Origin of the sequence: Candidatus Enterococcus wittei (assembly GCF_002140175.1) — a bacterium.
Lineage (GTDB): Bacteria > Bacillota > Bacilli > Lactobacillales > Enterococcaceae > Enterococcus_B > Enterococcus_B wittei.
In genome coordinates, this window is the sequence record NZ_NGMO01000001.1 from 995,856 (window position 1) to 1,012,109 (window position 16,254).

Sequence of the window (16,254 nt, forward strand, 5' to 3'; positions counted from 1 at the left end):
CCTCCTAGATTAAAAATACAATATCCCCTTCTTCATCGAATGGAACCATTTCTTCTTCAAGAATTGTGAAAATATCGGAATACAGGACTTCTTTTTGTTCAATCCAATTCCTTTTGAACTTTGGTTTGCTTTTCGTTCCAAAGTTATACAATTCATAAACCTTTGGTAAAATGAAGCGCGTACCTGATAAAGTCGTTCCTGTTGCTTCAATCGAAACAAGCTCTTTTTCTAGCCATTTTAAAGGAATGTATGCACTCCATTGTTGGTTGAACTCTTTATCTTGTGATAACTTTTTTTCTTCTATCTTTACAATTGATACTTTTTCAAAATTGGCCAAATCTTCACGTCTACCTAACGAAGGAAACTCAACAGGATATTTTAAAGACTGATAGATCTCAGCTACTTTTTCTTGATTTTTCGGTACAATATGCAAAATTAAACGAACATCGACTAATAGTTCTGTGTAACCAATCCCACGACTTACGCCATATTCATTTACTTTTAATTGATGGCGCTTCTTTTCATATTTCATTCCATTTTTAAATTCATAACGTGTATATAAATCGTTAGTTTTAGAGAAATAATTCCCTTGTATACTAATATCCATGGATTCGTATTCCTGATAGCCACACAACTTATGGACCATTCCGATCACTGTCGATAAAGGTGGCAGTGGGTAGGTTTCCCTTAATTGAAAGCTTGTGGGTCGACGATAATTGACCATATCCTGATGAATAGTTAATTTAACGCCCTTCATAATAATCTGCTACTTTCTGTTTTAGGTTTTCAAAAACTTGAGGAACGCTTTGTGCTTGTAAAACTTCTTGGATTTGGGCTGTATTTTCAAAAACATCTTTCACGACACCTACAAATGTATGTTGACGAATCGTTTCGGTCAAAATCCCTTCGATTTTTTCAACATTAATTTTATTTTGATTGGTATCAACCACATTTTCAAATAAAGGATTTTTTCGTTCATAGACGCCACCTATGATAAAGAGCGGTTGCAAGTTTTCTCTCCGTCCACGAATATCACGATACAAATATTGAATCGTTTCTAATAATTTTTGGATGCGGCGACTTCGTTCTTCATTGGACAGATGACTATCCATCTGATGATCGATGCCAATTTCATCTAAATCAACCGTAACTGTATAGCGATAGAATGAACGATGGACTTCTGATTGGGCGATAGAATTCATAGCCTTTTCATTTCCATCATTCCTCAAACGAGCAGCTAATCCCATATTCGTTAGAAAATCGGTATCCCCTTTATAGGTTTCAAGAGAAATGGCATTAGATAAGCGTACTTTTGCTGAACGTGTCACTGCATTATCCCCTTTTACAGTTTTCATATAGCCAAATAAATCGATTTCAGGATAGTCATTGATTGTGGCTTTTTGATCAAATTGTATCACCTGTTTTGCTCCACTTCCTTCTGTGCTTAAAGAAGTAAGTGGTTCCACTAATTGTTCTACAATATTATAGCGAATGGCCTGACGAGAGATATATGTATATTGTTCTCCCTTCCCACGAGTGATTTTTTTTAGTGTTGCGACATTTCCTAAAGACTCTCCATAATTTGCACTCTCTGCTAAAAAAATCATCGTCATTGTTAACCCTCTACTCATTATTATTTCCTCCTTCATTCTTATGTGCTTCTCCAATCATTCCAGTGACAAAGCAATAGCCGATTGTTTTGAACCATTCATCATCCAAAAAAATTTCTGTGAAATATTTTGGGATTTGCTTATTCAAATACATATAGCTATTCAGTAACAGATCCATGAATGTATCTTTGTTATTCGCCTTTAATGCATTCAGTAATTTCAGCCCAATTGAATTTGCTTTATTTTCATTCGCATATTCTTTTTTAAAAAAGTAACCATCTTGACGAATTCTATCTAATTTTTCTTTTTCCAATTTTTTCATTTGAAACAGCTCCTTTAAAAAGTTTTGATTAATCTCAATCATTTTCATCAACTGATACGTATTGGTATACACTTGACCACCCGAGATTTTTACTCGCAAGACTTGGTGAATCAATGAAAATAAATTGGTGTTGTTCATCAGACGATTAAGGATCTCCTTGTAGATACTTTGGTATTCTCCATTTATAATAAACCCTGCCTTGAATAAATCTAACAGTTGTTCTTTTGATGCATCTATCGTCTTTAAAATATGTTTTGGTAAAATATTGAAATAATAATGATCATTCTCATAGCGAATGACTTGAATATCATTTAACTCTCGGTGACTTTGTTGATTCATCTCGTCTTGTAATGTTCGAATCAATGCACCATAAGTATCTGTTGTCTTCACTTCTGTTTTATTTAGGTTTAAAATATTTAACCGAATTCCTGTATTAACATTGATCAGTGATTGAACAGTATGATTATCATTCACAAATAAGCCTTGACGATAGACATACGTAAAGCCAGCTGGTACACAAGTATACAATAAGCGACAAATTGGACACATAAATAAATCATTGGTAAATCCCCATGCATTACTTTGCTTGCGATTCACATCATAGCCAACTTGGTTTATAAAGCTATAAGAGATATTTCCTTTTTTTATGGGACGACTACAATTTGTACAACTTAACTTATCTTTCTTATGATTTTCTGCTAAGTAGGACATCACAGGTTCTACAAAGTAGTCATGATACTTTACATAAAAATCACCTTTGCTTTCTTGACTATTTAAAAAGGACACATTATTGTACCCATTATTAATAACGGAGTATATTTGGATTTTCGCTGCTAAATACCGCTGGACATCTTTCCGATGATAATACGTTAAGATCTCAGTTAATACTTGATAGCTATTTTTTACCTGCTCAATTATTTTTACTTTATTCTGATCAAACATCCCTTTTTTTAAATTATCAACCTTTGCTTGTTTTATCAGTGAAACCATATCTACTGGTGAATCAATCAATGGATAAACTGCCTGATAGCTATTACTATTGCCATAGCGTGTTAAATCTGCAAGATATTTATGTAATTTCTCATACGCTTTGAGATCAAAATGAACAAAATTTTCTTGTTGATGGCGTTTCATGTCTTCTTCATACGCTAAAATTTTAGTCAATGAAGATAATTTTTTATATTGTTTCACAAAGTAAGCAAAGTATTCTTCTTCAAAATTTTGTAATTCTTTTACTGCTATTTCAATGCTTTGATCTTTGATTGTCATCTTATCTTCACCAAGAATGTTAACCAATCCGCAGACCGCTACATTTTCCATCCAAGAATTTAAGCGGAATTGTAAAACAGCATCATTCAATAAACTATCCATTCATTTCACCGCCTTGCTTTGGTTGATTTAAATACCCAAAATACAATCCGGTTTTCGATCCTAGTCCAACATCACGGATAATATTCAAGAGATAAGGTTCTCCTGATACTTTGATTGTTCCAATAGCTCCTTGATAAAATTTTTCATATGCTTTCGTTACTGTTTTTTTCATATTCAACGGTTGAATGTTCAAGTTTTTTATATCATAGCTTATCCCAGTTCCCAGTTCTGGAACCAAACGATTCACCAAGTTTTGTTTCAAAACAGTTTCATACTTTTCATCAGAAAAACTCAAAAACCAATCTTTTCTTGTTTCGCGATTATGATCCCTTGCCAAAATTGGCGATACTGCTTGAAAAATCACATGGCGTTCTGTAATTGTATGTTGATAAATCATGGATATTGATTTCACACTTATCTTTATATCAGTTATCAAAGGAAACGTTTTCATTTCCTTCAAAAAAATAAACGCATTGTACACAGCCATCGCTAAGTTTGCTTTAGGGGTAGAGAATAAATAGGTGATCTCAGGGGATCTAAGCCGGATAATTTCTTTTTCAAATTTTGCGCCTTTAAAAAATATTCCTTGAGAAAATAATTTTACTTTGTTTTGTTCATATAGTTCTTCGTAAACTTCGGGTGCTGCATTTTCTAACCCACGTTTTAAGAGGGATAAAAAAATGGACTGGTACTTTATTGGTAATGTTACTTCTTCAGACATTGAACAAATTTCCAACTCAACTTTGAAACGCATCATTTTACCTCCAATTTTAGATTCTTATTCCTAATCTTCCTTTTCAAATAGATGGTATATCAATACCCTTGTTATGTACCTCACTAGGTATAGATTAATTGTAACATAGATAGTTTTTACCTGTATATTTTTTATATAAGAACATCTCTTATCTAATTTATACTATTTAACAATAGTCCATCACAATATTGTAGCATTGATTAATAACGAGAGATTTTTTATTTATGATTATTTCACCTGTCTATATCCTATTAGTAAATCATAATTGCCAACAATAGCTGGGTTTTACCCACCATAGCTCCTTTATCTCAAAAGATGAGAAAAGCAGTTTTACGACTATTTATTATTCATTCACAAACTCCATTTTTATCAACTGCTTATTTTTAGATCTAACTTGATCAATATGGAATCTTATTTTACTGGATCGAGAAAAAATGGTACGATTAATCTATCCTTCAATTTAAAAAAATGGAATGTAAATAATAAAATTTATTTTTAATGTCGAATGAATCTAAAATATTGGAGAATTGAAGTGCTAAACTAGAATTTACATATCCTTCTCAAAAAATAAATAAGGACTAGACAATAAGAAATAAGGCACCTCCTTCGAAATTAATTTCTCAACTTTCGAAGGGGTTGCCTTATTTTTTGAAGCCAATCCTATAACATCTCGCTCGTTATCTCTATAAGAGTCCAATAATACAGCCTTTAACTCTGGCAGATTGGATTTTTTTCAGATAAATTATTGTCTCAATCAAGCGACAACAAGAATACCTTTTAAAATAAACTGATTACTTTTCCAGGTCAATGAATAGATGATCGTTGTACTCTAGAAGCTCCAACTATTATTCTTGCTCTGTTCCCTCATTTGTCTTTTTGTTCTCCCATCATTTCCGCTTTTCCTGTTTGACTTCTTGGATTTCTTGGTGTAGAATTTTTCGTTTTTCTACCATTACATAAAAGAATCCATAGATAAAAGGTAAAATGAAAGAACTAAACCGATAAAGTAACAAAGAAGAGACAGCATCCACTGTGCCTACTACTGGTCGAAACAATAACAAATAAACAAATTCAAAAGAACCGATTCCCGCTGGTGTAGGGATCACACCTGATAAAACGACTGCAAAACTAATGAAAGAGAAAGTTAGCAAAAAATCAAGATCTGGATGATTTTCGATTAAGAAAAGATAAGGCATAATGTACCAAAAAATCAGTTTCAACATATTCCAAAAATAAATTCGTAGTAAAGCTGTAGGATCTTTGATGATCGTTTGTACAGTTTCTCTTAATGAGTAAATCTGACTATTGCAAGTATCAACCCAATTTCTCAATCGATCACTCTTGAACAATCGATTCGTTATTTTCACAAAAAACACTTGTAGATTCAAACTAACAGAAATAACGACCAAGAACAAAATGATTAGTGCGGTTAAAATGATCCCAGCAATAATAAACCAGATCATAGTTGGTGAGTTTTCATAAAGAAGAGAAAACTGGATGAGTAAGCCAAATACTGCATAAGTAATCACAGCAACTTTATACATGATCATATGAAGTGCGGTCACGCCAGCTCCTTGTGAGAATTTCATCCCTTTTTTATTATAAAAATAAATTTCAGAAATCAATGTTCCTGTTCCAAAGGAAACAATGCGATAAAAAGCAATATAACAAGAAGTCCAAAATCCATTGATCGTTGTGAATTTAGGCGCAAATGGTTGAGCAATTTCTTTTATGGAACGACCTTCAACAATTTGATACACTGTTCCAAAAAATACCGTTGCTAAAAGAACTTGAAAACTAGTTGAAGCAAGTTCATTAAAGATCGCAGCAAAAGATTGATTGATCAAATAATAAATAATGGCAAGAATAGCTATTAATAATAGTAAATTAAATACCTGTCTCTTATACACATCTCAATAGTCCATCACAATATTGTAGCATTGATTAATAACGAGAGATTTTTTATTTATGATTATTTCACCTGTCTATATCCTATTAGTAAATCATAATTGCCAACAATAGCTGGGTTTTACCCACCATAGCTCCTTTATCTCAAAAGATGAGAAAAGCAGTTTTACGACTATTTATTATTCATTCACAAACTCCATTTTTATCAACTGCTTATTTTTAGATCTAACTTGATCAATATGGAATCTTATTTTACTGGATCGAGAAAAAATGGTACGATTAATCTATCCTTCAATTTAAAAAAATGGAATGTAAATAATAAAATTTATTTTTAATGTCGAATGAATCTAAAATATTGGAGAATTGAAGTGCTAAACTAGAATTTACATATCCCTGTCTCTTATACACATCTAGATGTAAATAATTCCCTTGTATACTAATATCCATGGATTCGTATTCCTGATAGCCACACAACTTATGGACCATTCCGATCACTGTCGATAAAGGTGGCAGTGGGTAGGTTTCCCTTAATATACACATCTAGATGTGTATAAGAGACAGGAATAGCTATTAATAATAGTAAATTAAATACGATTTTTATTTTGTTTCCTTTAGTAGACATGTAGGGCTCCTTAATGGAAGAAATAAATCAATATCAGACTGATGATGATTCCTGCGAAAAAACCAATCGTAAATTTCTTTTTTCTTGTTTTATGATGAAAGACCTTACGTGAAAGCCAACCTCCTAAGCCACCACCTAATAGACTAACAAAAATCAAATTGTTTTCTGGTACACGCCAACCGCCTTTTTTTGCCTGATATTTATCATACCCCATCAAACAAAACAAATAAACATTCACAAGGAAGAGATAAAACCAGATAGGTTGCTGTAACCATGAACTCATTTATTTTCCTCCTGTTTTTCACCGCTACCTTCAGGAACATACATTGCTAATCCTTTATGAATTACTTTTAATTCGATTGGCAGGTCATCGGTAGTATCACCATCTGTACGAGTACCTACTTTCTTTTCTCTTGCTTGGATATTCATTTGGCTTGCCGTAAGATAATTGATACCGGGTACGGAATAGATTTTTCCTTTGATGATCCGTGGTAAATAAAAAGCAAAGCGGAAAATATCCAATGAAGGAACAATCGTTACATGGAACTTGCCATCATCCGGTGTAGCAGAATCATCAAAGCCGGTAAATCCCCCCACAGAATTTGACATGGTAATTGTAAGTAACTGTGTTTTCCCTTGCCAATGTTCTTTTTCCGTTTTGATATCTATATGATATTTTTTCTTTTTTAAAAGCAAATGAATAAACCGTTTGATAAAGATCCAAGAACCATAGCGTTGTTTTTCTTTTTGACTGATCCAAACCGCTGTATCTGCTAGAATACCGATAGTCAATGTTGAGATGATGACTTTATCATTTACTTTCCCATAATCGATTTTACGAACATGTTCCGCTAAAATGTTTGCAGCAGCTTCTTCTTTTTCCATTGGGATCTCTAATACTTTCGCCAGATTATTGACGGTTCCACCTGGTAGTAACCCAATATGATACTGATCCAGTTCCTCCTGAAAAGCTTGAACAATATGATGGATCGTTCCGTCTCCTCCAATGATCACTAAAGTATCTACTTCATGTTCGTGAGCCTTTTTGACTAATGTTTCATCTTTGATGGAAGGTCCTGTTTCCGTCAAATAAACCGATAATTCTGGTCTTTGTTCTTGAGCATATGATTGGAACCACTTTGCAAGTTTTTCTCCTTCATCATTTCCTGAACTTTTGTTGTAAAAAACAAGTAATTTTTCCATATGATCCTTACCTCCAACTTTCCTACAAAAACAAGGGGGATAGATAGAGTAGTACTCATCTTCCCCGCTTATTTAGTCTCTTGATTTCTCGTATTTCCACAATAGGATGCATGTATAGTCTCCAAAATTTGAATCTAAAATGAAATAGCATTCGTTTTTCATTCTATTATTTATGCATCATACGTGTACCACTTCTTTTATTGATTCTGTGTATTTAGTTCGGCAATTTTAACAATGACGTCTGTTGCTTTTTCCATCACTTGTAAGGAAACAAATTCAAAACGTCCATGCATATTTTCGCCACCAGCAAATAAATTAGGCGTAGGAATACCTAAATAAGAGATTTTTGAACCGTCTGTACCACCACGAACGGGTTCGATGACTGGTTTGATTGCCAACTCAAGCATCGCTTTTTCTGCTAAATCAACGATACTCATATCTTTTTCAATAATTTCACGCATATTATAGTATTGATCATACATGTCCACAACAATCCGTTCTTGATCAAAACGAGCATTCATTTGTTCTTGAATATGAGTAATCAACGCTTTTCGTGCTTCAAATGAATCTCGTTTGTGATCTCGGATAATATAACTCATCGTTGCTTCTTCTGGTGTGCCTGCCAAAGCCATTAAATGGAAAAAACCTTGATACCCTTCAGTTTTTTCAGGTACTTCGTCTGCGGGTAATTGATTGTGGAAATCAATTGCTAATTGCAAGGCATTAATCATTGTATCTTTTGCTGTTCCTGGGTGGACATTTTTACCTTGAATCGTGATATTTGCTTGAGCGGCACTGAATGTTTCATATTGCAATTCACCTAATGGGCCACCATCAATTGTGTAAGCAAAATCAACATTGAACTGATCTACATCAAATTTATCCGCTCCAACACCAATTTCTTCATCTGGGCCAAAAGCTACTTTGATCTCACCATGTGGGATCGTTGGGTTTTTGAGCAAGATTTCCATAGCAGTCATGATTTCTGCAATACCAGCTTTATCATCTGCACCTAGTAAAGTTTTGCCGTCGGTTGTAATCAACGTATGTCCGGCATAGTTTTTCAGATTAGGGAAATCTTTTGTGTTTAGCGTAAAGCGTTCTTCTTTATCTAAAACAATCGTTGATTCGCCGTCATAGTTTTCAATGATCTGTGGGTTCACATTGACAGCATTAAAATCGGCTGTATCCATATGAGCGATGAAACCGATTGAACGTACTGGATGGTCGATATTACTTGGTAGTGTTCCGATGACAAAACCATTTTCTTCATTATAGATGACATCTGATAAGCCCAGTTCTTCCAACTCTTTCTTTAGTACTTGAGCAAAAGCTACTTGTGTTTGAGTAGACGGTGTAGTAGAACTAGTTGGATCTGAACGTGTTTCTGTCTTTACATAACTTAAAAAGCGAGGTAATAGATTTTCGTACATAGCGATTCTCCTTTTAGTAAAATTCAAATGGATTGGTATTTATAGTTGAGATATAAAAGTCAATGTCCCAATCTTCTTCCTGTTTCCATGTCTCGAATTTTTCAACAAATTTTTTCTTACACAGTTCTTCGATATAATGACCTGGGTCGATAGCAGAAAGACCAGCACTTTGCATGTCCTGTGCTGTATGGTAATAAATATCTCCTGTAATATAGACATCAGCTTGCTGTTTTAACGCATAAGGATAAAATTTCTCTCCACTGCCCCCACAAATTGCTACACGTTTGATCATTTCTGGTTCTGTCTCGCTTGGACGAACGACACGTAATCCATCTAATTGAAAAACTTTTTTCACATGCGCAGCAAATGCATCTAGTGTTTGTGGTTTTGGTAACTCAGCGATTCGCCCAAGTCCCCAAGTTTTCAACGGAGATTCGATGGCAAACAAATCAAAAGCTGGTACTTCATAAGGGTGGTTTTGATACATCGCTTGCAAGACTTGGTGCTCGATTGTTTCGGGAAAGATAACTTCAACTTTTGCTTCTTGAACTTGTTCTTCTTGTCCAATTTTACCAATTGTTGGATTTGCACCAGTTTTTGGTCGGAAACGACCTTGGCCAATTGAAGTATAGCTCGTACTGTCATAATCCCCTTGTTCACCTGCTCCAGCTTTTGCTAAAGCTGCCCTTAATCTTGGAGCATCAGCAACAGGAATATAACTAATTAGTTTTTTATAGATCCGTTCATGGGTCTTTACGAGATAGCCTTTCACTTCTAGCCCTAATTCTTCACAGAACCAGTCATTAAGGCCGTCTTCGATAATATCCATATTTGTATGGGCAGCATACACAGCAATATCATGTTTCAATAAGTCTGCATACATCTTTTCTTGTGGTGAATCAGTTACAAGACGTTTGACTGGTCGGAATATCGGTGGATGCTTAGCAATCAATAAGTCGATCTTTTGATCAATGGCTTCTGCCACTACTTCTGGGCGCACATCCAAAGTCATCATCACTCGTTGGATCGGTTTGTCTAACGTGCCAATATGCAAACCTACAGGATCCCCATCTTCAGCTAACCACTGTGGGCAATAAGATTCAAATTTTCGGATAAATTCTTGACCCTTTATAGACATGATGCCAATACCTCCTTGATCCAATCCACTTCTTGTTGGATTGTTTCTCGTCTGTGTGGCTCACCTGCTTTTTTCAACTGCTCTAAAATCACTTCCCGTTGATGAAGCTCACGTTGCCATTTTTTTTGGAAAACACGATCTCGCTCTTTCAATAAAAAGGGACCAAACATCAACTCTTTTTCAGAATAAGAGACAGGACTATCTGCCTTTTCTGCTACAATAATCTCATAGATTTTTTTATTTTCTTCTAAAATCGATTCAGCAACGATTTGATAGTTTTTTTCTTTCAGCCATACTCTGACAGTTTTTTCCCCAATATTGGGTTGAAGGATCAAGCGTTCGCTCCCCTTCAATCGCTTATTTTGAACTCCCGCTTCTAAAATATCACGAATCAATGATCCACCCATCCCAGCAATGGTCACTGCATTGATTTCATCTTGTTCTTCAATCGCATCTAAACCATTAGCCAAACGAACGATGATGCGATCATTAAGCCCATCTTTCCTCACTTGTCGACGCGCAGACTCAAAAGGGCCTTTGACTACTTCTCCAGCAACTGCGAAGTTGATTTTTCCATTAAGCATCAAAGCGACTGGTAAGTAAGCATGGTCTGAGCCGATATCTGCCAAGCGAGCAGACTCGGGAACAAATCTTCCGACTGTTTCTAAACGCTTTGATAATACTGTATGATTCATTACTTCATTCCTCCAACGTACATATCCCATTCTTTTCAGAATCACTTTTCGTTGAAAAAGCTTTCTGCACGAATGACACCTTTAATCCCAAAAAATAACATACGTAAATTATTGACAAAAAAGGGACTCGAAAAGAATCCCACTTATTCTTTTAAATATTATCAGTTTTCTCACAACTATTATGACACTTGAATACAACCAATCATCATAAATATTTAGTTTTGGTGTGCGGTCTAGAATTATTGACAAAGTTTTGACAATAACTGATTTATAAAATCATTTTTGATAAATAGTGAAAAACAAAAAGGAACAATTAGTATTTGGGACTCTTTTTCTTATCTACTAAGTGAGATATCCTATTTTCTTCTAACCTATCTTTACATCTGATACCTTTTATTGAGCAGTAATTTCAATAATTGAGTTTCCTGGAACTTGTGGCGGTATCGACATCGTCATGATAGCCATCTCAACTAGTTTGAATTCAACCTGCTCCCCCACTTTTAAGGAATCAATTCCACCGGCAATCTGTTCAGTTGAAGCATTCAAAATGACACCGTCATTGCTGAATGAACTAACGATATTATCAGGATCTTCTTTTTCTTCTACATCCACTATGAAAATTTGGTAGACCCCACCTTCTGCTTCGGTGATACTTTCTATCTTCCCTACATAAATACTTTCTTTTTGTTCGTCAGAACTACTGTTTGCTGTGGATTCAGCACTGATCGAATCAATTGAACCTGCACGATCTTCTTCATTGCCACATCCCGTCAAGGTTAATAATACTCCTGCAGCAAGCAGACCTGTAAAAATAGCTTTCATCTTACATCCTCCGTGTAATTTATTGCGTTACTCGTTTTGATGATTTCATCCGGTTATTTGTTCAAGTCAATGGATTCGTTTCATCGTAACTGTTGATACTTCAAACTGGTTTTTACTGATAAAAAACTCTAAACAGTAGATGAAAAGGACTCGTATTGACGAGCAAGAGAGAATTGATAAGAATTGTTCCTTAACCGTTTCTTCGATTTCGTCCTGTCATTTCGATTTCCTTCGTTAGATAACGGATTCGTTCCATGATCCTTTTTGCTTTTAACGGCTCTTCATCTCCTCGTTGAGTGACCGCTAAATGCTGTTCTAATTCGGCCATGGTAAAATTAGAGGTGAAAAAGGTTGGTAGCTGCTCTTGCATTCGATATTGTAAAATCACACCAAACACTTCGTCCCTGATCCAACTACTCATAGCATCTGCCCCGATGTCATCAATCATGAGAATGGGCGAACGTTTCACTGCATCTAACTTTTCAGCTACTTGATCTTTACCAATTGCTTGCTTCATCTCTACAGCAAAAGTTGGAAAGTGAACTAAGGTCGTTGTGTAACCAGCAATGGCTAATTCTCTGGCAGTTGCGCCTAAAAGATAGGTTTTGCCGATCCCAAAGCTTCCGACCAAATAAAGCCCTTTGTGGTAACCTTTAGGATCTGCTGTATACTGCTCCACAAAATCCAGTGCTTCTAAACTAGCATATCCGCGACCATCTGTCCGCTCAAAGTTTTCAAATGAAGCAGATTGTATGTCTTTAGGCATGTCCATGGCTTTGACACGACTTCTGATCTCTTCTTGTTTTTGACGTGCCAACAAAGCTTCTGTAGGTACATACGTCACATCGACATAATGAAAATTTAACGTTAATTTGGGTTCATAGCCTGGTGCGATCATTGTAGGATCATTACGCTCATATTTTCTTTTTTCTTGGACATACTCATATAATTTTGCATAGCTTTTCTCAATATCTGCTTGAGTTAGCTCTTCTTGATGTGTTGCTAGAAATGTTTGCACGTCTGGATCATTCAGCACTTCTGCGATCATTTCCGAATATTTTTCTTGATAATTCCGTTTACTGATGATTTTCTTCAATTCTTTCCCTACATCTTCCACTAGCTTTCACCCTCCTTTTTTGCAAGATATTCTTTAAAACGACGATCAATCTCTGCCTTTTTTTCTTGACTAATTTGTTTTTCATCTTTTGGCTGATTGACCCAGTCCGGTAATTTTTCTCGCCGGACATTTCGTCGATAATTATGATTTGTTGTTTGTTTTGTTTGTTTATTTGCCTTTGCACCAACACTTCGCTGATGGATATGCTTGATAGCTTCTTCAGGTGTAGCTATCTTTTTTTGCGCCCATTCATTGGCAATCGTATTGACGAAACTAGCATTCAAACTGGCATGATTTTTGATGACCAAAACATAATTTAGCAAAATGTTGATTACACTACTTGAAAGCCCGGACTGTGCCATAAGGTCTTGCATCAACCAGTTTTCTTGTTTAGAAACATAACCACCCTTTTCTTTTTTCAAAGCTTCTAAATATCTCATTGGTGGTGTTTCTTGAGCAGTCTGGATCAATTCATGAACAGCTGTAGGCAACTCATTTTCTGGCTGTATGATACTTTCTTTCTGAGTAGAAAAACCTTGTTCAGTTTCGTGTTCAATGACTATTTTTTTTCTTTTAGAATCGTTCATTATGATCCGTTGAAGCTCATTTAGAGAAACCGCTTCTGTAGTAAAATCATACGCTTGTAGGATAAAACTGCCTAATGTTAACTCATCAAATCCATAGAGTTGTTGATACATCGTCACTTGTTTGACTGTTTCTTCATTTAACGACTGGATATGTTGTTTTTTTAGCCAATCATTTAAAAATTGCCAGTCCAGTGTTGCAGGATCAAGTAACTGCTTTGCTGGAAGATCAGCAAATTGTTGTTGGATCCTTTCCACTTTTTCTTGATTAGCTGCATAGTTTTCTTCACTGAATCGATAGACTTCTAAAAATTTTTTTGTGATTTTTTGATAGCCTTCTACTGTATAATGCTTAGGCTCGAATCGTTTTGTTACTTGTTGAAAACGTCGTTCTCCTACTTTTTCTAATAATAAAAAGGAAAGTAACGAGTCTTTAAAAAAATCGACAGGGGCAATGGGCTCAAGCAATTCATAGACGAAGCAGGAACCTAAACTTGGATCTTCTTTATAATAGACTTCTAAAAGACCGATCCCCTCAAGTTTTTTTCTAGCTTCGTAGAATTGAGGCAAACCACAACTTAAACTACTGAACAAATCAGCATGAAGACCTTCTGGACCTTCGCCCGTTTCTTCAGAAAGCTCAGATAATAGCGTAAGATAAACACTTAATGCTTCGCCACCAATCAATGGTTGATAAAGGTATAACAAGGCAGACTTTCCCTCTTCTTTCAAAGGACTGCGTTTTCTTCCTTGGTAAATATTTTTTGGCTGAAGCTCTTTCCATGCATTTTCCAAGGAAATATACCTCCTTTATTTCTTTTGTTCGTTTTCGTTTATTTCACCATTATTGTCTTTGGCTTTATCCACGATATCTTGTAGTTCTTTTAAAAAAACCGACATATCTTTAAATTGTCGATACACACTGGCAAAACGAATGTAGGCAATTTCATCTAGATTCACAAGATCTTCCATCACGTATTCTCCGATCAGGTTAGTGGAGACTTCATTTTCACCAAGACTTCTTACTCGATTTTCGACATGATTCACGATCTGTTCCATTTGTTCCATAGCTACAGGACGTTTTTCTGCGGAACGAATCAAGCCTCGCAGAATTTTATCTCGATTAAATTCTTCCCGTTCGCCATTCTTTTTGATAACTAATAGCGGTGCTGCTTCGATCCTTTCAAAAGTGGTAAAGCGAAAGGAGCATTTTTCACATTCCCGACGTCTGCGGATCGCACGACCATCGTCTGCTTGACGACTGTCAATCACACGGGAACTATTATGTTGACATCTAGGGCATCTCATGTTTGATTTCACCTCTTATAAGAGTAGTTTACTATTATGTTATTAATCCAAAATAATTAGTTCTATGATTAAAGCATTCGAATGAAGAAACAGTGATTTACTAAAGAAATCATAGTGCTACTTCTATTCCAATATAGATACGTCTATTACTCGTAAAGCATGAGATTAGACCTGTCTCTTATACACATCTAGATGTGTATAAGAGACAGGTGCTACTTCTATTCCAATATAGATACGTCTATTACTCGTAAAGCATGAGATTAGACCGTTTTCTTATTACTAGTTGTATTATAACATGAAATATTTCGTCTATGCGACTCTCCCAGTCAAAAAAACAAGCATTTAAGAACATTTGTTGATTTTTTTATTTGGATATACAATCATCCCCTCTCTTCAAAAGGATAGTTATCACTTAACAACGTTCTCCTTATTTCTTCATCAAATTTTCCAAGTAACTAGCTACCATTTTATGAGAACTTCAATCCCTTTAGATAAAGTCTATTTGGATTTTACTTGCCTGACTGTTTGTTAAATCCCACTTGTTTATGTAATAATAAACCAAATCATCCTGAATTTTTTTTTGAGATTTAAATGCTCTTTATTTCTTATACGTCACAGCTTGAAAAGGTCTATAAAAAGCTAAGAAGCAAGGAAGAGTTTCAGAAAAAAGTGCGATCTCTTTACAAAATCAATGTATTTTACGGAACATTATTGTGAATATTCTTACTGGAACTTATATCGGTTTTTTAGAGAGTGTTATAACCTGTCTCTTATACACATCTAGATGTGTATAAGAGACAGGTGTTATAACAGCTCTGATCGTTTATTAGTAAAGCGAACTATGGCTTAAATACATTTAATTTATTATTAAATAAGCTATTCATTAAGCATTTCTTACACCCAGTATTCATTAAATAGCATTCAATTTAGCATTCAAAAATAATCATTACGTGGGGTTTTTCAAAAAAATAAAGAAGTTTAATTACCACTTTGGAAATTGAACTTCTTTATTTATTATTAACAAGAACTATTATATTTTATCTGTATGCTACTCCACAAAGTTTAAGCCAACCAATGAAATCATCTTCTTGCACGGTATTTTCTGCTATAATATTCCACTGTTCTTTACTACACTTTTCACATCTATGCATTATTTGATAACCTTTTTTAGAATTATATCTATATGAAACAGGCTTCATCAATCCCTTACATAAACTTACTCTATCCCCTGGGTAAAGAGGATAAACAATATGGACAATGATTACGATATGAGCCATTTGTCAATTTTTGTACTTCTTTGTTACAATTCACACAGATAAATCCGCTGTTTTCTTTTACACTCATTTGCTTTCCTCCAAAAATAAAAT

16 protein-coding genes and 1 pseudogene are annotated in these 16,254 nt (G+C 34.9%); all 17 read right to left on the bottom strand.

Going from position 1 to position 16,254, the window contains the following annotated elements:
* Positions 1 to 4: 4 nt before the first annotated feature.
* The 17 genes and pseudogenes from cas5 (A5844_RS03835) to A5844_RS03910 all read right to left on the bottom strand — a co-directional run bounded on the left by cas5 (A5844_RS03835) (position 5) and on the right by A5844_RS03910 (position 16,231).
* Positions 5 to 757, bottom strand: coding sequence for a CRISPR-associated protein Cas5 (gene cas5, locus A5844_RS03835; RefSeq protein WP_086283950.1), 753 nt, complete (start codon positions 755 to 757; stop codon positions 5 to 7).
* Positions 744 to 1,631, bottom strand: a complete 888-nt coding sequence (gene cas7i, locus A5844_RS03840; protein ID WP_086283951.1) for a type I-B CRISPR-associated protein Cas7/Cst2/DevR — start codon at positions 1,629 to 1,631, stop codon at positions 744 to 746. The genes cas5 (A5844_RS03835) and cas7i overlap by 14 nt, the downstream gene beginning before the upstream one ends.
* Positions 1,624 to 3,303: a Cas8a1 family CRISPR/Cas system-associated protein gene (locus A5844_RS03845; RefSeq protein WP_086283952.1), complete on the bottom strand. Its 1,680-nt coding sequence runs from the start codon at positions 3,301 to 3,303 to the stop codon at positions 1,624 to 1,626. The genes cas7i and A5844_RS03845 overlap by 8 nt, the downstream gene beginning before the upstream one ends.
* Positions 3,296 to 4,057 carry a CRISPR-associated endoribonuclease Cas6 gene (cas6, locus tag A5844_RS03850; RefSeq protein ID WP_179190532.1) on the bottom strand — a complete coding sequence of 254 codons (762 nt, stop codon included), beginning with the start codon at positions 4,055 to 4,057 and terminating at the stop codon, positions 3,296 to 3,298. The genes A5844_RS03845 and cas6 overlap by 8 nt, the downstream gene beginning before the upstream one ends.
* Before the next feature lie 887 nt (positions 4,058 to 4,944).
* The gene (locus tag A5844_RS03855; protein WP_086283954.1) at positions 4,945 to 5,967 is read right to left on the bottom strand and encodes a lysylphosphatidylglycerol synthase transmembrane domain-containing protein; all 1,023 of its coding nucleotides are present in this window, start codon (positions 5,965 to 5,967) and stop codon (positions 4,945 to 4,947) included.
* 289 nt (positions 5,968 to 6,256) lie between these two features.
* Positions 6,257 to 6,505 carry a CRISPR-associated protein Cas5 gene (gene cas5, locus A5844_RS14775; protein ID WP_086283955.1) on the bottom strand — a complete coding sequence of 83 codons (249 nt, stop codon included), beginning with the start codon at positions 6,503 to 6,505 and terminating at the stop codon, positions 6,257 to 6,259.
* Positions 6,441 to 6,587, bottom strand: coding sequence for a hypothetical protein (locus A5844_RS14780; RefSeq protein WP_256924522.1), 147 nt, complete (start codon positions 6,585 to 6,587; stop codon positions 6,441 to 6,443). Before A5844_RS14780 ends, cas5 (A5844_RS14775) begins: the two co-directional genes overlap by 65 nt.
* A gap of 10 nt (positions 6,588 to 6,597) precedes the next feature.
* Positions 6,598 to 6,870, bottom strand: a complete 273-nt coding sequence (locus tag A5844_RS03865; protein WP_086283956.1) for a DUF1294 domain-containing protein — start codon at positions 6,868 to 6,870, stop codon at positions 6,598 to 6,600.
* The gene (locus A5844_RS03870; RefSeq protein ID WP_086283957.1) at positions 6,867 to 7,790 is read right to left on the bottom strand and encodes a diacylglycerol/lipid kinase family protein; all 924 of its coding nucleotides are present in this window, start codon (positions 7,788 to 7,790) and stop codon (positions 6,867 to 6,869) included. Before A5844_RS03870 ends, A5844_RS03865 begins: the two co-directional genes overlap by 4 nt.
* 197 nt (positions 7,791 to 7,987) lie before the next feature.
* A complete protein-coding gene (gene pepT, locus A5844_RS03875) occupies positions 7,988 to 9,223 on the bottom strand; it encodes a peptidase T (protein WP_086283958.1) in 1,236 nt (411 codons plus the stop codon).
* 13 nt (positions 9,224 to 9,236) lie between these two features.
* A complete protein-coding gene (locus A5844_RS03880; RefSeq protein ID WP_086283959.1) occupies positions 9,237 to 10,361 on the bottom strand; it encodes a Nif3-like dinuclear metal center hexameric protein in 1,125 nt (374 codons plus the stop codon).
* Positions 10,352 to 11,056, bottom strand: coding sequence for a tRNA (adenine(22)-N(1))-methyltransferase (locus tag A5844_RS03885; RefSeq protein ID WP_086283960.1), 705 nt, complete (start codon positions 11,054 to 11,056; stop codon positions 10,352 to 10,354). The genes A5844_RS03880 and A5844_RS03885 overlap by 10 nt, the downstream gene beginning before the upstream one ends.
* Positions 11,057 to 11,449: 393 nt before the next feature.
* A complete protein-coding gene (locus tag A5844_RS03890) occupies positions 11,450 to 11,878 on the bottom strand; it encodes a lipoprotein (protein ID WP_086283961.1) in 429 nt (142 codons plus the stop codon).
* A 190-nt stretch (positions 11,879 to 12,068) separates the two neighbouring features.
* The gene (gene dnaI / locus A5844_RS03895) at positions 12,069 to 12,995 is read right to left on the bottom strand and encodes a primosomal protein DnaI (protein WP_086283962.1); all 927 of its coding nucleotides are present in this window, start codon (positions 12,993 to 12,995) and stop codon (positions 12,069 to 12,071) included.
* Positions 12,995 to 14,374, bottom strand: a complete 1,380-nt coding sequence (locus tag A5844_RS03900; protein ID WP_086283963.1) for a replication initiation and membrane attachment family protein — start codon at positions 14,372 to 14,374, stop codon at positions 12,995 to 12,997. The genes dnaI and A5844_RS03900 overlap by 1 nt, the downstream gene beginning before the upstream one ends.
* Before the next feature lie 15 nt (positions 14,375 to 14,389).
* The gene (gene nrdR, locus A5844_RS03905; RefSeq protein ID WP_086283964.1) at positions 14,390 to 14,887 is read right to left on the bottom strand and encodes a transcriptional regulator NrdR; all 498 of its coding nucleotides are present in this window, start codon (positions 14,885 to 14,887) and stop codon (positions 14,390 to 14,392) included.
* Between the two features lie 1,037 nt (positions 14,888 to 15,924).
* Positions 15,925 to 16,231, bottom strand: a pseudogene (locus A5844_RS03910) (RNHCP domain-containing protein).
* Between the last annotated feature and the right edge of the window lie 23 nt (positions 16,232 to 16,254).